This is a genomic window from Botrimarina colliarenosi, assembly GCF_007859955.1.
GTDB classification, from domain to species: domain Bacteria; phylum Planctomycetota; class Planctomycetia; order Pirellulales; family Lacipirellulaceae; genus Botrimarina; species Botrimarina colliarenosi.
This window is the reverse complement of record NZ_SJPR01000002.1, coordinates 390,395-412,428: the sequence shown is the minus strand read 5'-3', so window position 1 is coordinate 412,428 and position 22,034 is coordinate 390,395. Positions and strand designations below refer to the sequence as shown.

At 64.2% G+C, this 22,034-nt stretch carries 17 protein-coding genes; 6 read left to right on the top strand and 11 right to left on the bottom strand.

All coding sequences use genetic code 11. The annotated features are described in order from the left end of the window. Window positions 1-48: 48 nt before the first annotated feature. Complete coding sequence (locus Pla108_RS09615) at window positions 49-663, top strand: inorganic pyrophosphatase (protein WP_146444715.1); 615 nt, start codon at window positions 49-51, stop codon at window positions 661-663. Between the two features lie 155 nt (window positions 664-818). Here the strand turns inward: Pla108_RS09615 and Pla108_RS09605 are convergent, their stop codons facing one another. Continuing rightward, a complete protein-coding gene (locus Pla108_RS09605) occupies window positions 819-1,226 on the bottom strand; it encodes a hypothetical protein (protein WP_197526441.1) in 408 nt (135 codons plus the stop codon). Window positions 1,227-1,477: 251 nt separating this feature from the next. Here Pla108_RS09605 and Pla108_RS09600 point away from each other — a divergent pair, with 251 nt between their 5' ends. Beyond that, complete coding sequence (locus Pla108_RS09600; RefSeq protein ID WP_197526440.1) at window positions 1,478-2,836, top strand: hypothetical protein; 1,359 nt, start codon at window positions 1,478-1,480, stop codon at window positions 2,834-2,836. Window positions 2,837-3,077: 241 nt separating this feature from the next. Here Pla108_RS09600 and Pla108_RS09595 read toward each other — a convergent pair whose 3' ends face one another. From Pla108_RS09595 to Pla108_RS09555, 9 genes are all read right to left on the bottom strand, one after another. Continuing rightward, window positions 3,078-4,466, bottom strand: coding sequence for a cytochrome c peroxidase (locus tag Pla108_RS09595; RefSeq protein WP_146444713.1), 1,389 nt, complete (start codon window positions 4,464-4,466; stop codon window positions 3,078-3,080). Between the two features lie 281 nt (window positions 4,467-4,747). Continuing rightward, window positions 4,748-6,202 carry a Gfo/Idh/MocA family protein gene (locus Pla108_RS09590; protein ID WP_146444712.1) on the bottom strand — a complete coding sequence of 485 codons (1,455 nt, stop codon included), beginning with the start codon at window positions 6,200-6,202 and terminating at the stop codon, window positions 4,748-4,750. A gap of 48 nt (window positions 6,203-6,250) precedes the next feature. After that, on the bottom strand, window positions 6,251-7,408 hold the full coding sequence (locus tag Pla108_RS09585) for a DUF6807 domain-containing protein (RefSeq protein WP_197526439.1): 1,158 nt from the start codon (window positions 7,406-7,408) through the stop codon (window positions 6,251-6,253). Window positions 7,409-7,614: 206 nt separating this feature from the next. Continuing rightward, window positions 7,615-8,202 (bottom strand): imidazoleglycerol-phosphate dehydratase HisB, encoded by a 588-nt coding sequence (hisB, locus tag Pla108_RS09580; RefSeq protein WP_197526438.1) that lies wholly within the window; start codon window positions 8,200-8,202, stop codon window positions 7,615-7,617. A gap of 272 nt (window positions 8,203-8,474) precedes the next feature. Then, complete coding sequence (locus Pla108_RS09575; RefSeq protein ID WP_146444709.1) at window positions 8,475-8,702, bottom strand: hypothetical protein; 228 nt, start codon at window positions 8,700-8,702, stop codon at window positions 8,475-8,477. A 96-nt stretch (window positions 8,703-8,798) separates the two neighbouring features. Continuing rightward, the gene (gene rsmA, locus Pla108_RS09570) at window positions 8,799-9,707 is read right to left on the bottom strand and encodes a 16S rRNA (adenine(1518)-N(6)/adenine(1519)-N(6))-dimethyltransferase RsmA (protein ID WP_146444708.1); all 909 of its coding nucleotides are present in this window, start codon (window positions 9,705-9,707) and stop codon (window positions 8,799-8,801) included. A gap of 106 nt (window positions 9,708-9,813) precedes the next feature. Then, window positions 9,814-10,161 (bottom strand): P-II family nitrogen regulator, encoded by a 348-nt coding sequence (locus Pla108_RS09565; protein ID WP_146444707.1) that lies wholly within the window; start codon window positions 10,159-10,161, stop codon window positions 9,814-9,816. Window positions 10,162-10,983: 822 nt separating this feature from the next. Next, window positions 10,984-12,354 carry an ammonium transporter gene (locus Pla108_RS09560; RefSeq protein ID WP_146445097.1) on the bottom strand — a complete coding sequence of 457 codons (1,371 nt, stop codon included), beginning with the start codon at window positions 12,352-12,354 and terminating at the stop codon, window positions 10,984-10,986. 369 nt (window positions 12,355-12,723) lie between these two features. Then, the gene (locus Pla108_RS09555) at window positions 12,724-14,751 is read right to left on the bottom strand and encodes a family 10 glycosylhydrolase (protein WP_146444706.1); all 2,028 of its coding nucleotides are present in this window, start codon (window positions 14,749-14,751) and stop codon (window positions 12,724-12,726) included. A 224-nt stretch (window positions 14,752-14,975) separates the two neighbouring features. On the opposite strand from Pla108_RS09555, the gene Pla108_RS09550 reads away from it, so the two are divergent. The 4 genes from Pla108_RS09550 to Pla108_RS09535 all read left to right on the top strand — a co-directional run bounded on the left by Pla108_RS09550 (window position 14,976) and on the right by Pla108_RS09535 (window position 20,743). Then, window positions 14,976-16,532, top strand: coding sequence for a glycoside hydrolase family 10 protein (locus tag Pla108_RS09550; protein WP_146444705.1), 1,557 nt, complete (start codon window positions 14,976-14,978; stop codon window positions 16,530-16,532). A 77-nt stretch (window positions 16,533-16,609) separates the two neighbouring features. Further along, window positions 16,610-17,920 (top strand): MFS transporter, encoded by a 1,311-nt coding sequence (locus Pla108_RS09545; RefSeq protein WP_197526437.1) that lies wholly within the window; start codon window positions 16,610-16,612, stop codon window positions 17,918-17,920. Then, window positions 17,917-19,473 carry a glycoside hydrolase family 3 protein gene (locus Pla108_RS09540; RefSeq protein ID WP_146444704.1) on the top strand — a complete coding sequence of 519 codons (1,557 nt, stop codon included), beginning with the start codon at window positions 17,917-17,919 and terminating at the stop codon, window positions 19,471-19,473. The genes Pla108_RS09545 and Pla108_RS09540 overlap by 4 nt, the downstream gene beginning before the upstream one ends. A 517-nt stretch (window positions 19,474-19,990) precedes the next feature. Next, complete coding sequence (locus Pla108_RS09535; RefSeq protein WP_146444703.1) at window positions 19,991-20,743, top strand: hypothetical protein; 753 nt, start codon at window positions 19,991-19,993, stop codon at window positions 20,741-20,743. An 857-nt stretch (window positions 20,744-21,600) separates the two neighbouring features. Here the strand turns inward: Pla108_RS09535 and Pla108_RS20955 are convergent. After that, window positions 21,601-21,744 carry a hypothetical protein gene (locus tag Pla108_RS20955; protein ID WP_197526436.1) on the bottom strand — a complete coding sequence of 48 codons (144 nt, stop codon included), beginning with the start codon at window positions 21,742-21,744 and terminating at the stop codon, window positions 21,601-21,603. Window positions 21,745-22,034: the final 290 nt, after the last annotated feature.

Sequence of the window (22,034 nt, the reverse complement as noted above, 5' to 3'; positions counted from 1 at the left end):
CCGTCTATGCGCCCCCGATTATTAACGGCTAACCGCTAAACGCCCCCTATGAGCTTCCCGCAGCCGTTCTTCCGTTGGCGCCCCCACCCGTGGCACGGTCTGGAGATCGGTCCCGCGCCCCCCTCGATCGTTCACGCCTACATCGAGTTGACACCGTTCGACCGCGTCAAGTACGAGCTGGACAAGAAGACCGGCTACCTCCGCGTCGATCGTCCTAACCGCACCTCGGCGTTCGCCCCCACGCTGTACGGGTTCATCCCGCGGACGTTCTGCGGCAAACGGGTGAAGGCGCTGATGACCGACGCGGTCGCTGGCGACGGCGACCCGCTCGATATCTGTGTCATCAGCGAGCGGCCGATCACGAACCCCGAGACGATCGTCAACGCCCGGGTCGTGGGCGGCTTGCCGATGCTCGACCGCGACGAGGCCGACGACAAGATCATCGCCGTGCTGGAGAACGACGCCATGTACTCCGGCGTCAACGACATCGCGGAGCTCCCCAAGGTGCTGGTGGACCGCTTGCGGCACTACTTCAGCATCTACAAGGCGCTGACCCCCGAAGAGGCGGTCAACGTCAAGATCGACGCCCCGTACGGCCGCGACCACGCCTTAACGGTCGTCGAAGCGGCGATGGCGGACTACATCGAGGAGTTCGGCGAATAAGAGCCCGTACTCAAGGGTTGTTTCGACCGACCGGGCAAGCGGCGGCGCCAGTGGGCGCCACCGTAACGCTGTGTGGTAATCCGAGGGCGACGGGGCTCTTGTCCCGATACAAGGGTACGTGTCCCGATAGAAGATAGTCGGGTTGCAGGCCGGCGCTAGACGGTCTTCGACGAGTCGGTCACTAAGGCCAAGAACTCTTGTCGCTGCGCGTCCGACACGAAAGCTCGGTTCGCAATCCGCACGAAGCCCCCTTTTTCGAAGGCGAGGTCGATCGATCTTTCTTCCTGGAGAGTCTCGACCAGTTTGGCCCAGGGGAAACGCAAGACAAAGGCCTCTTGCTCCACCTCGATTCCCTCCCCATCGATCACGTAACGAAGTTCGTAGGGGCCTTCCGATCCATTCGCTTCGACGATGCGCTTCTGTATCCCACGCCGGACGGCACTGCGGAAATATCGGGGATATAGAACTCCAATCGCAAAAGCGAAGACGCCCGCCGCCGCCAAGCGGTATTCAACGGGCTCGTCGATATACAGAGCGATCATGGCGGGGCAGACGAGAGTCATTATCCCGGTGGATCGCAGACGCCGCGCCCGGTGCGATGGCAATCGTTCCAACGCTGTTTCGGAAGCGCTAACACACTGCTGGATTGGCACGAGGTCGTGGAGAGTCATTCGGGCAGTATACCGCCGGGCGATGGTCCCCCAAGTGTCGGTTCTCACTCGGTGAATCGAGCTCGTCACGCACCGGTTTTGCTTGTTGCCGGCCGTCGGTTCTGCCTAAGCTCAACGGGTCACCTTGCCGCTGAGCCGTGCCGATGATCCGCTCTGTTTGCCTGCTGTACCTACTCGTGGCGATGGTCGCCGCTGCCGACGAGCCATTCCGCATCGACGTCGTCGAAGAAGGGACCGGCTGGCCCGTGCCGCTGGTGGAGCTCCGCACCACGCACAACGTGCGGTTCGTCACGGACAACGCAGGCGTCATTGCTTTCGACCTGCCCGAGCTGATGGGCGTCCCGACGTGGTTCGCTATCGAGGGGCACGGCTACGGTGTCGCCGCCGATGGCTTTGGCTACGAGGGCGTCCGTCTCACCCCCGAAGCGGGCGGCCACGCGCGGGTGACCGTCAAGCGGAAGCTGCCCGGCAAACGGATCGGCCGGCTGACGGGCGGCGGTCTCTTCGGGGAGAGCCAACGGTTCGGCGACCACCCGGAATGGAACGACCAAGGCGTCCTCGGGTGCGACAGTGTGCAACTCGCCGAGCACCGGGGGCGGCTCTACTGGCTATGGGGAGACACCACCCTTGCTGGCTACCCGCTCGGCCTGTTCCACATGCTCGGCGCAACGACCGGCGCGCATCCACTCCGCTCGTTGGAGCCCCCGATCCGTCTGTGGTACGACTATTTCCGTGACCGCTCTGGCAAGCCGCGGGTGGTCGCGGAGATGCCGGGATCGGGACCGACTTGGCTGAGCGGCCTCGTCAGCCTCCCCGACAAGTCGGGCGAGCAGAGACTGGTGGCCGTTTACACAAAGATTCGCCCCCCGCTGGCCGCGTACGAGACCGGTCTGTGCGTTTGGGACGACGAGCAGCAGCACTTCATCCGCCACTGCGTTCTCTGGAAGCATTCGGAGGAAGATCCCCAGGCGCCCGCGCTGCCGGAAGGGCACGCCACCCGTTGGATCGACGACGAGGGAAGCGAGTGGCTGCTCTTTGGCGACCCCTTCCCGCGACTCCAATGCGCGCCGACCTTCGAGGCGTGGGAGGACCCGGCTGCTTGGCGAACTCTCGAACCGCAGCCGACTGTCGCACCGGCCGGCGGCGGAGAGCCGGTCACGCCCCATCGCGGGTCGATCGCCTGGAACGCCTTTCGGAAAAAGTGGATCGCTGTGTTTACGCAGTTCGGTGGGTCTTCGCCGTTGGGAGAGATCTGGTACGCCCAGAGCGACTCGCCCCTCGGCCCGTGGGGCGCCGCGGTTAAGGTCGTCACCCACAACAACCAAACGTTCTACAACCCACGGTTGCACCCCGAACTGACGCCCGCCGACTCACCCGTTGTGCTGTTCGAGGGGACCTACACCACGCAGTTCGTAGACCACGCCGAGCCGACCCCGCGTTACAACTACAACCAGGTTCTCTACCGCCTCGACCTGGATGATCCGGCGATGAAAGCCGAGTAACCGACGACCGGGCGACGGCCTCCGACTTGGATTCCCGGAGAGTCTCCAAATGAAGTGGTCACAAGACTAGCGCCTTGTCAAAGCTGAATCCTAGGATGAGCCGATTGGGCGCTAGCCCCGGTTGAATCACCAAGAGCCGTGGCTAGCGCCAAAACGGCAAGTGGAGCAAACCCCTATTTTCTAGCTTCGACAAGGCGCTAGTCATTCGGTCAATCCACGCCGCGTAGCCGAACGCTCGATGTTAACGGCGTCGCCGGGTCGGCCACGCCAGAGCCAGCCCCAGCAACGTTACAGCCGCTGGCTCCGGCACGGCCTGGGAAAGCGCCGTGGTGAGGTCTTCCCAGCTCGCGCCAAAGTTGTCTCGCCAGACCCCGTAGTCGGCCGCATCGACGACGCCATCGCCATTGCCGTCCGCGGCAAGCGGGCCGCTGACACCGTCGGCTGTTAGTCCGTAAGCGGCGCGCCAGGCGGTGTAATCCTTGTCGTCCACGACACCGCTGCCGTCGTAGTCCCCGGCGAGCGCCACCAGGGGGTTCGAGAAGAGCTGCGACATCAGGAACTCGGTGTCGGTGAGCGTTTGCAAGAACACCAGTAGCGCCGCCTTCTCGCCGGCGTTGAAGCGGAAGCCGCCCGCGGGGAGGCCCGGGTCGAGATCGGGGTTGGCTTGGATCCCGCTCGAGTAGTGCTCGATCACCTCTTCGAGTGATTGGAACCGCCCGTCGTGCATGTAGCGGCCACGCACCGCGATGTTCCGCAGCGAGGGGACTTTGAACTCACCGTCCCCGGCGCCCTCGTCGACGGTCTCGGCGTCGAGGCCGATGTTGAAGGTGTTGTTGGCGACCTGGGCGTCGGTCCGATGACAGCCGGCACAGGTTCTTTGGAACAGGGCGTGCCCCTGGGCCGCCCGGGTGGGGTTGTCGATCCCCTCGACCGCCGCGAAGTCGGGCGTCCCCGCCGTGCCGGCCTCGACCGCTCGGTCGTACGGCGCCTGGTAGCTCGCCATCGAGCGGACGAACTGCGCGAGCGCCTGGCTCATCCGCTCTCTCGTCACGTCCGTGTCGCCGAAGGCCCGTTCGAAGAGGACGGGGTAGAAGTCGGTCGCGGCGAGCTCATTAACCAGGTCGGCCAGGTCCGATCCCATCTCGACGGCGTCTTGGATAGGGGCGAGCACTTGTTCCTCCAGGGTGGCTGCCCTCTCGTCCCAGAAGAACCTGCCGCTGGCGTACCAGCGGGCGTTGGTAAGACTCATCGAGTGCCGGCCGGTCTGGCCCCCTTCGAAGCCAGTGCTGAGTTCCTCCGGGTCGCTGAATCCGGTTTCTTGGGTGTGGCAACTTGCACAGGCCGTGCTGTTGTTGTGGCTTAGTCGCGCGTCATAGAAAAGAACGCGCCCTAGCTCGGCGCCGGCGTTGCTGATCGGATTGCTGGCGGGCGTGTTGTCAAAGAGGTTGTTGAGTGGGGGCGTCGTGAAGTGTCTCGGCAACTCATCGACCGCGTAGCTGACGTAGTCGGCCGGGATCGCAGAAAGCGCTGGTGAGCCGATTCCCGCTGCCTGAGCGGCGGGCGCCGTGCCGCAGCAGACCGCCAGGACCAAGGCGCAAAGCCCCACACGCTGTCGGTGGGCGACGTTCATGAATGCTCCTGTAGCCGACGCAAGCGGTGTCCGTGGCGGAGTCGCAATCCCCCGTCTTTACACTGCCAAACCCTCGAGACGGACCGCGGCGCCGCCCGGAATACTAAGAAAGCTCGCCGCGTGCTGATCGCCCGAGGGGCGTGGACGCCACGAACTTTATTGCAAGGCTTCGCGCTGCTTCGGCGAGCGATTTCTGACCAAGGGGCGCAAGAAAAACCGCCCCGGCCTGATTGGGCCGGGGCGGTTTGATTGACAGAGGATTGACGGACCTAATCGAACGCTCAGGCGCCCAGGTCGGGGACCTTGAACTCTTCACGGCTCGGGCAGCGGAAGAGCTTGTCGGCCTCGTCGGAACCAACGAACCGTTCGGTCTCGCCGTCGATCTCGAGCCACTTGCCCAGCGTCAACGATTCCTCGTCGTGGTCGATATCGACGTCGTTCGCCCGCAGGTGCGAGGCCATCCGGTCAAACGACGCGCTCAGGAGCGGCATGCTGGCGATCTTGGCCGCAATGTCGTTGGCGACAACGCGTTCGCCCAACTGGTGCGATGCGCCGCCGACGTGGCAGAGCGAGCTCGAGAGATGCCCCTCTTGAATTTCGGCATTGAGCAGCGAGCGGTCGCCCGCCTCAATGGCCTTTAGCCAGTTGGTGTGATGGTTCGCCCCGCCACGCCAGTGCTTCACTTCGGCGCCCGTGTTGTCGTAGGCGATCGCTTCGGTGTAGCTCGGGACGAGCACATGCCCGCCCTCGCACTGGATGATCACGGCGACGCCCGCATCGCGGTAGCGATCCATCGAACGTCCCCAGCTCGACTGACCGGCCTTCGACCGTGGCAGGCCGCGCGTCTCAAAGATCAACGGCGCCGCTTCGTAGTCGAAGTAGGCGACCTGCGTGTTGGGCGTGTCGCCGGCGTCGTCGTAACCGAGACGTCCGCCGATGCTGAGGACGCGCGGAGCGAGGCGGTCTTCGCCGAGGAACCAGCGGGCGATGTCCATCTGATGGATGCCTTGGTTTCCCATATCACCGTTGCCGGTGTTGAAATCCCAGTGCCAGTCGTAGTGAACCTGCGGCCGGTAGAGCTCAAGCTTTTCACGCGGCCCGCACCACAGGTCGTAGTCGAGCTGCGAAGGGATCTCAAGCGGCGTGTCGAGCTTGCCAATCGAGGGCCGCGGCTTGTAGCACGTGCCCAGGGCGTACTCGATCTTGCCGAGGGCGCCCCCCTGAACCCAGGCGACGGCGTCCATCAGGCTCTTGCTGGAGCGTGACTGCGTGCCGCACTGCACGATGCGGTTGTGCTTGCGGGTGGCGGCGACGAGTTGACGGCCCTCCCAGACGTCGTGCGAGATCGGCTTCTCACAATAGACGTCCTTGCCCGCCTCGATGGCGGCGATCGCAATCAGGCAGTGCGTGTGGTTGGGCGTGGCGATCGATACCGCGTCGATATCAGCCCGTTCGAGCATCTCGCGGTAGTCGACGTACTTGGCCGCCTCGACGCCGGTGCGTTCGGCGTGCTCACGGGTCGTCTTGTCGAGGATGTCACGGTCGACATCGCAGATGACGACGGCGTTCTTGCCGAGTGAGTTCAAATGCTCGCGCCCGCGGCTGCGGACCCCGACCACACCGACGCGGATATCGGACGCACGCTTGCCGGCGGCGCCGAAGGCGTGCACGCCCGACAGGGTGAATCCAGCCACAGCGGCGGCGCCGGAGAGGAAGTCACGACGGAGGATTGGCATTCTTGGCCTCGGCTCGATGAGCGGATGTTGTGCGGATAAAGAATCAGATCAGCGGGAGGCGGCCTTGGGGGCCGTGTTCTGGTCGAGGGGCGTGGCGGCGAAGTCTTGGCGCCAGCCACGGATGGTGTCGGCGCTCGCGCTCTGCGCGTAAAAGATAACGCGATAGCGGAGCGTGAGCGAATCTCCGGCGGCGAGCGTCACCGCTCCCTGTTGCGGCTCGCCCGGCGGAAAATGGGCGGCGCCGAAAGGGTTGGCCGCAAAGAGGCCATAGGTCCGGACATGCCAACGGCACGTGGGACGGAACGACTCGGGGTGGCTCAGGATCGTAATGCCTCCCATCGGCGGTTCCGTTGCCTCGTCTTCCGCGCGAGCCAGGGGGCCGTGGTAATCGACCCAGTCGGCCGGTTGTCCCCAGGCGTCGGCGTCCCGGAGTCCGCTGCTGCTGAGGATCTCGCCGTCGAGTTGGGCGTCGACTTTCATCGCGCCAGGAACCCGGACGCCGAAGGTCCCCTCTTTCGTGTCGGCGAACGTCGCCGGGCCCTCGGACGCCTGCAAGCGGATGGTGAAGTCGATGTAGCGGGGCGAGTCCGGGGCGTCTTCCAGCAGACCGAAAGCGAGCGATCGGACGTCGGTCAGCACCGTCTTGCCATCGGCGCGCCAGTCGTTGGTGGTCTCGATCACCGCCACTCCGGCGTCGGTCGCCTCGCTCCGGAGGTATCCGGTATGAACGATATGGGGGCGCTGGGGCGGCTCGAGCTTGCCCCCCTGCCAGAAGTCGTGGCCATTGACGCCGCCGTGCGAGAACCAGAGCGACTCGTGGTGCGGGTGGTCGACCATCTCGTCGGCCTTCCGCGGCCCCAGGGGCCAACTACGCGTCATCTCGTGGCCACTCGGACCGATGATCGGCCAGACCGCCGGCAGCCGACCCGTATCAGCGACGTACTCCGCAAACAGATGGCCCGCGATCAGCACGCGCTGGCCCGTTTCGGTCGGTTCGATGGTGACCCGAGTCGAATTCGCAGCGGCGGCGGCAACCGCAAACCGACCCGGCAGCGTGCAGCAGGCCGCTGGCGGCGCGTCCGTGTCCTGGATTCCGGCCGTCGACTCGATCTGCCCAAGCGGCAGCGAAACGTTCCCTTCAGCGGCGACCAGCGCAACCGCCGGGAAAAAACCGATCAATCCCGCGGCAAGCCGCAAATATGCCATAACTACCGGGCAGGAGTGAGAAGCTGTGATGAGAAGAGAGTTTGAGACCGTCGCAGTCGGTCTTCCCGCTCCCATAGTGGAAACTCGGACAGTCGCCATTATTACCGAAAACACATGGCGGTGCAGCGAAAAGCGGGCTCCTACGGACGCAAAAAGGCTACGTTTTGAGTCCCCACTGACCGGGAGCACAACGCTTTTTGGGGCCGTTACAACGAGCCCTTCGTGCTCGGCGCCCCTTTCATCCGGGGGTCGATCTCAGAAGCCTCGCGGATTGCCCGCCCGCACGCCTTAAAGACCGCCTCGGCGATGTGGTGGCTGTTCCGGCCATGGTGAAGCACCACGTGCAGGTTGGCGGCCGCGTTGGCGGCGAACGATTGCCAGAAGTGCTCGACAAGCTCGCTGTCAAACTCGCCGATCTTCTCAGTGGGGATCGCCAATCGCCACTCAAAGGCGTAGCGGCCTCCCAGGTCGATGGCGGCCGTGACGAGCGTTTCGTCCATCGGCAGGGTCATCGACCCGTAGCGGCGGATGCCCGACTTGTCCCCCAGAGCGTCGCGGACCGCTAGCCCGAGGCAAATGCCGATGTCCTCGACGGTGTGATGCTGGTCGACTTGCAGGTCGCCCGTCGCCACGACCTTGAGATCGAGACAAGCGTGCTTCGCCAGCAGCTCGAGCATATGATCGAGAAAACCAACGCCCGAGGCCAAGTCGGAGCGTCCCTCGCCATCGAGCTCGAGCTCGAGGCGGATGTCGGTCTCACGGGTCGTTCGGACGATCTGGGCGGTACGCGGCACGTTGGCTGGCTTCCGGGACGGCGGGGCTGGGCGGCCTGCATGGCGAGGGGCCCATCTAGCGTGGGGCCCATTTAGCGTGGGGCCCATTTAGCGTGGTACCCGTGCGAGAGGGCCGGTTAAGGATACCCGCTGTTGAGGGGCGTTTCGCCTTCCAGGACCCATTCCCGCCGCAAACCGGGTCGGCTTCCGGTTGCGGTTTGACCGGTCAGGAGGGTGGCGCTGCCGTAAGTGCGTAAGCGGCGGCCCTGTGCGGCCGACGTCCCCGCCGCGCCCTAGGCCCAATCGAGGCCGGTTTCGGCATGGATCCGGTCGCTGAACTCACCGATCAGCCCGCCGACGACTTCCCACCCATGCGGGCGGCGAACCTCGATGTCTCCCTCACGGTTGACGCGGACGATCGTCGATTCCGTGACGCCCGCGGCGACGAGGTCGTCGTGGTGCAGTTCGTCTTCAACAAGCAGCTTGTCGAGCGTTTTGCCCGTCATTTCGATGAACGCCATGGCGCCGGTCTCCGTGCAGTCAGAAGGTGGTGACAGCCTACGGCTAAAAACGAGGCTCGCCAAGACACTGCCAGGGCAGATCGAGGCGCCGCCGGCTCAGAGGGTCCAATCGGGCGCCAATTGCCGGAGCTTCTCGGTGAAGGTCTGCATGGTGGCGATGTCGATCTGCTCGGTCCGAGCGTCGTCGGCGAACTCCATTTCGTCCAGCACGGCGTCGACTTGCTCCTTTGTCAGGTGGCGTTTCATCGCCGAGGTGACATTTGCTCGCAAGAACTTGCGGCGGTGGAGGAACAAGGCCCGGACGATCTGCTGGAAGTACTTCAGGTCGGGGATCGCCGCCCGCCGCTCGGGGTCGACCACGATCTTCACGATCGCCGACTCGACTTTCGGCGCCGGCCAAAAGACCTTCGGTGACATGACGCGGACGATCTCGGTGGTCGCTTGGCTCTGCATCCAGATCGAGAGCGCGCCGTAGTCCTTGCTCCACGGCTCAGCGACGATCCGGTCGGCGAGCTCCTTCTGGATCGTCGCCACCATCGAATGGGGCGTGTAATCGCACAGCAACAGGTTAGAGAGGATGGGAGTCGCCACGTTGTAAGGCAGATTCGCCACGAGCTTCAGCCGCGAGTCGGGCGTGCCGCGTAACGCGTCACCCACCGCCTCCAGCACTTCTGGGGCGAAGCTCCCCTTGTTGCGGAGCGCGTCGACCTGCAATTGCGTCACGTTGTCGAACCGCAAGAGTCGCTCGCTCGCCAACTCGTAGAGGTTGGCGTCGATCTCGACGGTGATGACATGACTCGCCTGGGGCGCCATCAGCTCGGTCAGCGAGCCGGTGCCGGTGCCGATCTCGAGCACCACGTCACGCGGCCCCAGGTCGGCCGACCTGGCGATCAGTTCGACCAGGTTGAGGTCGATGAGGAAGTTCTGCCCATGTCGGGAGTTCGGCTCGACGCCGATCTCCCGCAGCTTGTGCATCAGGTAGGACTTGGTTTGACGTTCCGCCATCGAAGGGCTCTTCGCAGTTAGCTGTAGGGGTCATTGGCGAGGCGATCTCAGCGGCGGCGCCATCGGCCCCTCGGCGAACAGCGGACCGTCGAAAGCTATCGCTCGCTCAGATCGCTTCGGAGCCACGCTCGCCGGTGCGGATGCGGATGCAGTCGTCCATCGGGAGGACAAAGATCTTGCCGTCGCCGATCTCGCCTGCGTCGCCTGTGCGGCCCCCGGCAATGATGGCGTTGATCGTTGGCTCAACGAACTCCTCATTCACGGCGATCTGCAGCTGCACCTTGCGGAGCAGGTTGACCGTGATCTCGGTGCCACGGTACTGCTCGGTGTGGCCCTTCTGGCGGCCGAAACCTTGTACGTCGAGGATCGTCAGGCGGACGACCTCGACCTCCGCCAGAGCGGCTTTGACGTCTTCCAGCTTGCTGGGCTGGACGATCGCGATGATGAGTTTCATTCAGAGAGGCAGGGGAGGACGACGTGGCGCAGCGAATCGCTGCCGGCAGGAAACGGAAACTGCCATCGTACTCGGTGAAGGCCTACCCCAGAACGGGGGCCAAGTCAGCCCCTCGCCGACCGTCGTATCCCCACCCACGACCCAGGCAGGCGCCCGAGCCACCCGAAAAAGACACCCCGGCTTGGACGGACTAGGCGGACAGCCCGCCCAAGCCATATGGGGCGTCCTTCTGGACGGCGGCCCCGACGCCGGTTACGGGCGTGGGGGCGGCGGCATAAGCGGTCGCAGTAAAAACGCCCGGGGCGGACGCGAGCCAGGCGGTAACTCGCACCCGCCCCGTCGGGCGCTGGTTGGTCGGTAGTAGGCCGCGGCGAATGGAGCCCTCAGCAAAGCAACAAAAAGTGGAGCCCTCAGCAAGGCAGTAAAAGTGGAGCCCTCAGCAAGGCAGTAAAAGGAGCCCTCAGCAAGGCAGTAAAAGGAGCCCTCAGCAAAGCAGGAAAAAGAGCCCCTCAGCCAAGCAAACATCGTTGCCAGCCTCGATTAAAAAATGCCTCCGGACCCGGCAGAGCCAGGCGGTAACCCCGCCGGGCCGGAGACATTGGTTGGTTTCGTCAGTCAGCAGTAATCAGCGATCAGTAGTCAGTCGTTGCGGCATGGCCGTTTCTACTGCTGACTACGGACTCCTGATTACTGTCAACTTCTCCGCAATGGGACGTCTCAGCCCGAGGCGGCCAGGCGGTAACCACCCCGGGCCGAGACGTAATCCCTTAGCTCTTCACACCACCCGCAAGCGGGCGGTCGATAATCTTCCAATCGCGACGATCAGTGCGTGTAAGCCGCCATGCCGTGCTCGCTGATGTCGAGACCCTGCTGCTCTTCCTCAGGCGAGACCCGGAGCAGACCGGCGCCCTTAAGAATCGTGAACAGCACCAGCATCGTGACGAACGCCCAGGCACAGATGATCAACGCGGCGCCCGCTTGAACAGCGAACGTAGTGTCACCATTGGTCAAGTAATCGTTCGGCAGGACGCCGATAGCAATACAGCCCCAGAGTCCACAGAGCCCATGGACTGGCCATGCCCCGACGGGGTCGTCGATCTTGAGCTTGTCCAGCAGCATGATGCCGGCGATCACAAGAGCGCCGCCGATGGCGCCGACCAGAATCGCTTGCCAGGTCCCCATGCAATCGCAGCAGGCGGTGATACTCACCAAACCGGCCAGGATGCCGTTGAGGCCCATCGACAGGTCGGGCTTGCCGAACATGATCCAGCTGAGGATCGTCGCCACCAAGCCGCCAGCGCCAGCCGCCAGTGTAGTCGTGATCGCACAGTGCATCGTGCCATCCATATCGCCAGTGCCCTGGAAGGCGAGCATGCTGCCCGGGTTGAAGCCGTACCAGCCGAACCACAGGATGAATACGCCAAGTCCCGCCAGCGGGATGTTGTGGCCTGGCATCGGGATGCTCTTGCCATCGACGTAGCGGCCGATCCGCGGTCCAAGCACCAGTGCCCCCGCCAACCCGGCGAAGCCACCCACACCGTGGACCACCGCCGAACCGGCGAAGTCTTGGAAGCCCCATTCGGCGAGGAAACCACCACCCCATTTCCAGTAACCGCTAATCGGGTACACCAACCCAGTTAGGATCGCGCTGTAGATTAGGTAACCCGACACCTTCATACGGCCCGCAACGGCGCCCGAGACGATCGTCGCGGCAGTCGCGGCGAAAACGGCCTGGAACAGCCAATCGGTCTCTGGAGAGAACGTGCGGTCAGAAGCGGATTCGTAATTGTCCAGCCCGAAGCCGCCGAAGCCGAGAACGCCTTCTTTGGCGAAGGTCGCGCCCGTGTACAAGTCGGGATACATCAGCCCGAAGCCGAGAACGAAGAACAGCAGCACACCGACGCAGATGTCCATGGCGTTCTTGAAGATGATGTTCACGGCGTTCTTCGACGAGTTGAAGCCCGCTTCGACCATCGCGAATCCGGCCTGCATAAAGAACACGAGCACCGCACACAGGAAGAGCACCGCGTTGTCGAAGGCGTAACCGACGCCCAGGTCTTCGGCGGGCTCTTCTGCGGCTGCCTCTTCCTCGGCAGCGGGCTCTTCGGCCGGCGCCTCGGCCGTCTCTTCCGCCACGGCGGCGGGTGCTTCAGCTTCTTCTTGGGCGTACGCAAGACCGGCCGGGCCGGCCATGGTGGCGAAAAGGGCGAGCAACATCACCGCCCAGCTCCGCCGCTGGAGAGCAAGCGTCATTTGGATCCTCAATAGGTCACACAGAAGGACTTTCGAAGGCCGCCTTCCCCAACGTTCCCGTTCCACCTACGCCGGGGGCGGCGAGCAGCTACCCACGCAGCTGCACGACGCGGCAGTGCATGCGGCGTGCCAGATTGCCTGCGTTGCGGAACCTCGCAACTGCGCAAACGCTTGTGCGCAAGAACTTTAGGGCAATCGAAAAAATGACGGCGGCGGTGATAGCGACGCCACCTGCCTGGGGGGCTGCCCCAACCGCACGCAGACGCCGCCTAGGGAGGCAGCACCGCGAAACGACCCAGACTGCCCGGACTACGCACGCCGAATTGCGATGACCATCCCGATCGCGATGACACCGATCAGCGCCGTGCAAGGCTCCGGAACCGCGTTGGCAGGGCCGGCCAAGGCGTCGCGCCAGGTCGAGTAGTCGGCGGCGTCGACGACGCCATCCTCGTTGCCGTCGGCGGCGTGACCGCTGCCGGCGCGGCCATAGCTATTGCGCCAGACGAGGTAGTCGCTCGGGCTGACGACGCCGTCGCCGTCGTAGTCCCCGGCGACCACGGGGGCGAAGAGCGACCCCTCGCTGTTGTAGGCGACCGTGTCGAGGTAAACCTCGGCGTCGCCCTCGCCGGTGAAGAAGATCGAGTCGATCGTCGCCGTCGGACCCGTGATCGCGCCGTCGCCGTTGACCCAACCGAGCCATTGGCTGTCGTCCTCAAGGTCCCATTCGTACAGCCGCCACTGCCCGTCGGCGATCAGCTGCTGCGGGACGCCACGGTCGGCCGAGACGGGGTCGTCCAGGGCGATCTGGACCGAGATGCCGGGCGTCTCGGTCTTGAGCCAGAAGCCAACGAAGCCCTCGGTGACAATCGGAGCGTTGCCGGCCGGGTCCGCCCCGCCCGACAGATGCCGAATCGTCCAGGCGCCATCGGCGTCGATGCTCAGCCGCTGTGACCCCTCGCTGTAGTGCCCCACGTCGGATGTCTGCGCCGCCGAAGAACCGGGATTCAGTCCGGTCGTTTGGAATGCGGTGTCGATGTTGCTGTCGAAGTAACCGTTGTCACCGGCGGTGTCGAAGCCGTCGATCACGACCGATCCCGCGGCAAGGGCCGCCCGGGGCGGCTCGACAGGGCTGGGGAGACCGGCGTACCAATCGACCACCGCGTCGCGTCGCTGCGAGCTGAGCGTGCTCCCGTCGAGCAGCGAGCCGTAGCCGTAATAGGTGAGACTCGCCGCGCGCCCGTCATCGTAGACCTGCTGCATCTGCGTGATCGTTTCGTCGACGCCCCCTCCCGAGTTGGTGTGGAGGTAGGTCCCCAGGCCGATCGAGACGTCTGTGTTGGTTGGCGTGGCGAAGATGTCGTCGAGGAAGCCGTCCATCAAGTACCGGTTGTTCTCGCTGAGGTAGACCATCGGGATGGCGACGTCGAGCAGGTCCTGCTCGAGCCACGTCCGGTAGTCCTGCAGGTACTGGTTGCTGGCGGTCGTGGGGTTGTTCCAGACAGCGGCGGAGAGCTTGATCGTGCGGCCCGAGTCCGACTCGATCGCGTTCACCGTCTGACCGACCGTCGTGACCAGGTCGGTGATGCGCCCCTCCACCCAAGTGCGGTACGCCTCGCGCTTGGCGAAAGTCGATCCGTCGGTGGCGTCGAGACCGGTCTGTTGCAGGTAGAGGGCGTGGGCGTCGTCGTCGTGCGGCAGGTAGTTCCAGTCGGGCCTGAAACCCTCCGACGACCCCGCGCCGGGGCCGAGCCAGCGGATGTAGTCGAGGTGGACGCCGTCGAGGTCGTAGTTGGTCGCTAAGTCGCTAACGACATTGTTGAGGTGCTGCTGCACCTCGGGGAGCACGTGGTTGATTTTGACGTAGCCGCCGTCGATCGGCTCGAGATTGCCGTTGATATCCGTCACACGGAAGCTGGGGTCGGTGTTGTAGAAGACGTGGTTGGGGTCCTGGGGCGCCGTCGTGCCGTTCCAAACCGGCATCGTGTTGAGCCAGGCGTGTAGCCGCACCCCGTTGGCGTGAGCGGTGTCGATCGCCACCTGGAGGGGGTCGATCGTTTGGTTCCAGCTCTGCGCAGGGGTCTCGAAGCCGCTGTCGTAGAGGGCGTCGGCTTGCCCACGGACCTGCCACAGGACGTCCGTAATGCCCATCGCCGCCGCATTCTCGATCCGCGACTGGATCGACGCGACGCTGTTCGGGTTGTACTCGAAGCGGTTGATCCACAGCCCCCGCCAATCGCCGAACGATTCGTCGGCGTGGGCGGGAGAAATCGCGGCGGCCGTCGCCACTAGCAGCAAGGCCGTAGCCGGGACGACCGCGGTGAGAGAGAAGGATCGCATAAATATAGGGTGGCGCGGGGCGCCTCCTGGTTCAGCTTTAGTTCCCGAAGAGACAGAGCGTCCCACCCCCCTTATAACGGCCGATGAAGAGGAACCGATCCCCGCTTGCGCGTTGGCGAGACGCAATTGCGCCGAATCCTCCCCGGCGAACCGGTGATCGGCTACGCTGCTGACTTCCGCGCGTCGGAACCGCCGGACTCGAATCCCCCGGAACACAGCCGAAGATGAAGCTCCGCCCAGCCAGCCGTTTGGCGTTACTGATTGTCGGCGCCGTTGCGGCGTTTCCAGCCGTGAGCCACGCCGACGAGGCGCCGAAAGTCGAGCCGCCGGCCGTTCAGCGTGAGTTCCGCGCCGCCTGGATCGCGACGGTCGCCAACATCGACTGGCCGAGCCGTCCCGGCCTCTCGAACGCCGAATTGAAGTCCGAGCTGGCGGACCTTCTCGACTTGTGCGTCGACCTGAAGCTCAACGCCATCGTGCTCCAGGTCCGCCCGGCTTGCGACGCCCTTTATGCTTCGGAGCTCGAGCCCTGGAGCGAGTTCCTCACCGGCAAGCAGGGCCAGCCGCCCGCCGACGGTTTCGATCCGCTCACCTGGGCCTGCGAGCAGGCCCACGCCCGCGGCCTCGAATTGCACGCGTGGTTCAACCCTTATCGGGCGACCCACCCCTCGGCGAAAGGCCCGCTCGACACGACCCACATCGCGGTGCGGCGGCCCGAAATCGCCCCGCAGTACGGCGCCTATCGCTGGCTCGATCCGGGGTCGGCCGAGGCGTCGGAACATTCGCAGGACGTGATGCTCGATGTCGTGCGCCGCTACGACGTTGATGCGATCCATTTCGACGACTACTTCTATCCCTACCCGATCAGCGACGCGCTCGAAGACGGCGACGGGGAGAAGAAACAGGTCGAGATCCCCTTCCCGGACGACGCCAGCTGGAAGGTTTACTGTGACGCGACGCCCGAGACGGAGCGGCTCAGCCGCAACGACTGGCGCCGCGACAACGTCAACCGGTTCATCCGTGACCTCGCCGGAAAAATCCACGAAACCAAGTCGCACGTGCGGTTGGGGGTCAGCCCCTTCGGCATCTGGCGGCCCGGAGTTCCGGAGGGAATCCAGGGCTTTGACCAGTACGACAAGCTGTACGCCGACGCCCGGCTGTGGTTCCGCGAGGGCTGGGTCGATTACCTCTCGCCGCAGCTCTACTGGGCCATCGATCAAAAGGCGCAGAGCTTCACGACCTTGCTCGCTTGGTGGGCCGAGCAAAACCCCACCGGCCGCAACCTCTGGCCCGGACTCTACACGTCGCGGGTCGCGGGCGACCCCCCCAAGTATCTGCCGAAAGAGGTGATCGATCAGATCATCGCGACTCGGGACCAGCCGGGCGCAACGGGCCATATCCACTTCAGTATCAAGGCCCTCCAAAAGAACTGGGCGGACGTCTCTGACCAGCTGAAAAAGACCGTCTACACCGACGGGGCGATCCCCCCCGACAGCGCTTGGCTTGCCGGTGACGAGCCTGTTCTGTCGGCGCCGACCGTGACACGGCTCGAAGGCGAGGGGCCGCCGCAATTCGCGTTGTCGCTGGAATCCGGCCCGCCAACGCGGTGGGTGTTGCAGAAACGCAGTGGAGGTCACTGGACGACGGGCGTTTTTGGCGGCCAGATCGAGTCGGTCCGTGTCCGTCCGGGCGCCGGGGGTAAGCCAACCGACGCGATCGCCGTCTCGGCAGTGGACCGGTTCGGCCGGCTCAGCGAACCGACCGTTGTGGTCGTCGAATAATTCACGGTGGGGAGAGTCGTTGACGCCGAGCCCGTCTTGCCACCTCCGCTCCTTCCGTGTGCTCCGCGGTGCGACCCTTGAATGACCCCGTCGAAAAGCCTGCGTCATCCACCCGCCTGGCGGCGTGGTCGTGGATCCCTACGCTGTATTTTGCCGAGGGGCTGCCGCTGATCGTCGTCATGATGGTCGCGACGGTCATGTACAAGGAACTGGGGATCTCCAACACACAGATCGCCCTCTACACGAGCCTTCTCTATCTGCCGTGGACGATCAAACCACTGTGGAGCCCACTCGTTGATCTGTTTGGCACGCAGCGTGGATGGGTCGTGATGATGCAGGGGGTGATCGCCGCCGCGATGGCGGGGGTCGCCTACTACGCACCGAGCCAGAGCTTCTTCGTCGCGACGTTGGCCTGCTTCTGGGTGATGGCGATCGGCTCCGCGACTCATGACATCGCGGCCGATGGCTTCTACATGAGCACCATGTCGGCGCGTGACCAAGCGTGGTTTGTGGGGATCAGGAGTTCCTTCTATCGGCTGGCGACGATCGCCGGGTCGGGCCTCCTGGTGATGCTGGCCGGCTACTTGGGCGACCCCAATGCCGAAGGCGAGTCCCTCTACTCCCGCGCCGACGCCTGGTCGTGGGCGTTTACGGCCGCCGCGTTGCTGTACGCCGGCTTCGCCGTCTACCACTTCTTTTTCTTGCCGCGGCCGAAGGCGTCGCCTCGCCCGACGGTCGGGTCGTTCGGCCAGGCCCTTGATGGCTTCGTCGAGGTGTTCGTCTCGTTCTTTAGGAAGCCGCACATCGTTTGGGCGGTGGCCTACATGCTGCTGTACCGCTTTTCCGAGGCGCAGCTCGCCAAGCTCAAAGCGCCTTTCCTCATCGACGCCCGGGAGGAAGGGGGTATTGGGCTCGCGACGATGCAGCTCGGTTGGCTCGACGGGACGATCGGCGTCTCGCTCCTGACGCTGGGAGGCATCCTTGGCGGCTTGATCCTGGCGCGCGACGGCCTGGAGCGTTGGATCTTCCCGATGGCCCTGGCGATTAATCTGCCCAACGCCTTGTACGCCTGGCTCGCCTTCGCCCAGCCGGCCAGCCCCTGGGCGGTCGGGGCGGTGATCGCTGTGGAGCAACTCGGCTACGGCCTCGGGTTCTCGGCTTACATGCTTTACATGCTCTACTTCTCGCGCGGAGAGCATCAAACCGCCCACTACGCGATCTGTACCGGTTTCATGGCCTTGGGCATGATGATCCCGGGCATGTTCTGCGGACGGGTCCAAGAGCTGCTCGGTTACGACTGGTTCTTCGTGTGGGTCACGCTGTCAATGATCCCCAGCCTGATCGTCACGTCGCTGCTGCCGCTGCCCAACGTAGAAGAGACCGAATGAGCGTCGCCGAAACGTCCCTGCTTCCGCCGACCGACCTCCGTGAGCGCCTCGCCCAACTCTTGATGGTGCGGATTGGCTCCAACCTGCCACCGATTCGGCGGGTGCATGAGGACGAGCAGCGCGTCGCCGAACTGCTCAAGGAGTGCCCCGTCGGCGGGCTCTTGTTGTTTAACGGCGTCTGGCCCGAGACGCGGGCGACGCTCCAGCGGCTGCAGGCGATTAGCCCCCAGCGGCTGCTGGTCGCGAGCGACATCGAGCGGGGCGCCGGCCAGCAGGTGGCGGGGCTGACGGTCTTCCCGCATCAGCGGGCGTTCGTCGATCTGCCCGACGCCGAGGCGGCCGTCGCCGAGTTCTGCCGCACCACCGCCACCGAGGCGCACGCCGCAGGGATCGACATCATTTTCGGCCCGGTCGCCGACGTGAACAGCGACCCGCGAAACCCGATCATCGCAACCCGCGCTTTCGGTGACGACACCGTCCGAGCCGCGGAGCTGGTTGCCGCGTACGTCCAGTCATGCGAAGCCGCCGGCCTGATGGCGACCGCCAAGCATTTCCCCGGCCACGGCGACACCCACCAGGACTCGCACGACGCGATGCCACGTGTCGAGGCGAGCCTCGAAACGCTGCACCGTCGCGAATTGGTCCCCTTCCAGGCCGCCATCGACGCGGGAGTCTCGCTCTTGATGACCGCCCACGTCGAGTACCCCGCCCTCGACGCCAGCGGGACGCCCGCGACGCTGTCGCGGCCCATCCTTGTCGATTTACTTCGGGGCGAGATGGGCTTCAAAGGCGTCGTCTGCAGCGACAGCCTGCTGATGGCGGGCGTTCGTGACCGTTTCGACAGCGAGGGAGCACTCTGCCTGGCGGCCCTGAACGCCGGCGTCGATTTTCTGCTCGATGTGGCCGACCCGGCTGGTGTCGTCGTGGCGCTGATGGCGGCAATCGATGACGGGCGGCTGACGATCGAACGCGTTGACGAGGCGTTTGACCGTGTCTGGGGGCTCAAGGGCCGGGCCGCGTCGCGACCCGAAGTCGTTGAGCCGACGGCCGACGACCTCGCCGCCACCGAGGCCGTCTCGGAGAAGATTGCCTCTGCGGCGACCCGCGTCGTCTCGGCAGCGCCCGGCGCCTTGCCCCTCGATCCGACCAAGAATCTCACCTGCTTGGTTCTCAAACCACACCACCGCCCGACCGATCCGTCCGAACAGCCCCTTGCCGCCGCGCTGCGGGGCCGTTTTGCGGCGATCCGCTACTTCGAGACAGGCCCCGAGGTCGACACGACTCTGGCCGCCGACATCCTGTCTGGCGTTCCCGCCGACGCCCCCCTCCTGGTGGCGATGATCGTCAAGCCGGCGGCCTGGCATGCCTTCGGTTTGGCGCCCGAGCAGGACCGACTGATCCGGCAATTGTTGGAAGCGCGCCCGGTGGTGGTCGCCTGTTTAGGCGTTGAAAATGCCTTGGAAGGCTACCCAAATGCGGCCGTCCGTCTGGTCACCCACAGCGATGTTCCGTCCAGTCAGCGGGCGCTCGCGGCGGCTCTTGTCAAGGCATAGGCATCAGCGCCGCCTATCGCTGGCCGGCGTCGCTCCCGAGCCATCGCAAGTCGATCGGCGTCACGAGTTGGCAAGCCTGATCGCTCTACGGCGACCAGATGCACGTCGAGGCGAAACGACGCGCGTCGTCGATTTGTTTCCAAACGGCGGTACAACCCCGTTCAGGGTCAAACGATTCCCCCACCGCGGCCCGGTGATGCACCGTTCTAAGGGCATCTCGGAGCCAAAGGACGCCTCCCGAGGCGCCGCCAACTCGGAAAGGAGGGGTCGGTATTGGGCCGATACCTCTAGGAGGTTTGGGTAAAGAGCACCCATTTTGGCGACTTTCGGGCTAAAAATGAAGATTCAAGTGGTTTTCCGTAGACAGACGGCCCGCCAGGGGATTAACTTGCTGCCAGCGTGCTCACACGAGCGTGCTGCTAGGCGACGCAAATCGCCAACTTTGCCCCAACATGCTTCCAGAATCGCCATGAAAATGAATTTCGTACGGTTGGCCTGTCTTGGTGGTCTTCTGTCGATGACTTGCACGAGTCAGGCGACGCTGTCGTACAACGACGATGTCACTCCTGGCGTGATTTTCGGTAGCGGGAATGCCAATGGCGGCTGGACGATTGATACCAATTCAAGCATCGGCCTCGAGCTCGCCTTGCGTGCGAAGGTGCGGTTCCCGACGCCGCAAAACCAGTTCAACCTGAGCTCGAACAACGTCTATACGTTTCAGTCAGGCGCCGCGAGCGGTTCGAGCTCGTGGATCACTTCGGAGACTCCGAACTGGAACTTTGAGTACTCGATCAACACCGATCTGACCGGGTCGGGCGGGGCGAAGCTCGACGACTATTTCTACGTCTTGCAGCTGGACTTCAACCCTGCCGGTGGCGCCATTGCGGGTCCGAAGTTCGACCCGATTCGTCCCCTCAGCCACCCGCTCGACGGCTTCACCGTTGACAACAGCTACGGCGACAATTCAACGACGTCGGCTACCGACACCGTCGGCGACTTCGCCACGACGCCGGCGCTCGCCGCCGCTAACAACGTGACCCAAAACTCGCAGAGCTACGAGTTTTGGAACAACGTTTCAAGCTTCGATCCGACCGTTAACGGCACCTACGAGCTCTCGCTGACGGCTTTCACGTCGATCGGCGAAATCGTCGGCCAGACCAGCATCATCGTCGCCACGGTCCCCGAAGCGTCGCCGGTTTTGATCGGCTCGCTCATGACTGCCGGCTTCGGCTTGGTCTACCGCCGTCGGTCGGAATCGACCGAAGGCTGAACCGCTTTATTGCGGCTTCGCTAAGAACTCTCGAAACCCCGCGGCGTCCTCGACGCTGCGGGGTTTTTGTATTGGACGCACCCGTCGTGAGGAGGCTACGTTAACGGTAGCCGCACATGGGTTCAGCAGGAATCGGCTCACGCTTGAGCGTTAGTCGCCTTTCAAGACGTTCCGATGAGACGGGGTCACTCGATGCTTCCGTCCCTAGGAGGTGAGTGTTGCCGTCGCCGTCCAAGTGCGAGTAGGGATGCTGCAAGGCCAGCAACCGTTCGAGGTTCGGGAATCGCTACCACTCGGACGCTATCGACTGAGAACGCCGCCTGCGCTGGTCTGGACCATCCAATATCAGCCAGATCGCCGAATAGAAATGCCCCGCTCACAATGGGGAGGTCCGTCACAGGAGCCAGGCTTCTTAAGGTGGCTGAGGGCGAACCATCTTCCCAGACAATCTCCGGTTCGGCTTTTCCGAAGTCGATTTGGAGGCCCGGAACCGGCGGACCCGAGATGGTTTGCAGGGTCGTGGGGGCGATCGTTTCACCTGCCCACAGGTTCGCCAACCGGCCGTTGTTGCCAATCATCAGGGATGGATTCCCATTGGCGTACGCTACCGTGGATTCGACGCTCCCTATCCAGAGGAGATCGATAGCTTCGTCGGCCACGATGGAGCCACTTTCGCTACCGACAACAACGGATCCACCGCGGAAAACTTGCGAGATCACGGTCGAGTGATCCGATGAGGGCCCGAAGCCGGTGTACTGCGATGGGTCACCGTTAGCCGGCAATTCGCTGTCTCGGACCTGAGAACGAACCGAGCGATAGAGCGCTGTTGGCGCGTCAGGATCGTAGACGAAACGCCCCTAGACCCTTTCACCGATCCAGTACGAAGGCGGCGCCGCTTGATCGACGGCCGTCACCGCCCCACTGAAGTCGACCAGATAGGGCGCGCTGTACGCCGTAGAGACGAGCAGAATCGACACAACCACATAGGAGGAACGTAGCACCGGCGTTTTCCTGGCGGGCATGGTTAGTGGGTAATTGTGCTGTAGGCTAGCAGAGGCGGTCTCGCGATTGCCGTGGCGGATTTCTTAAGGTATTGTGCCTCGCGTCATCCTCATTTTTAGCGGGGGGGGGGGCAGCGAGCCGCAGAGCGTCAACTCCCGGAGAAATCGAGGCGCCCATTGCGCTCCGCGACTCGACGCTACCCGGCACGTTGCTGGAATCGACGCCCGTAGCGGTCTAGGGCGGCACGCGTCCCCGTCGCTTGGCGCAACTTGCAACGATCTCAAGCCGT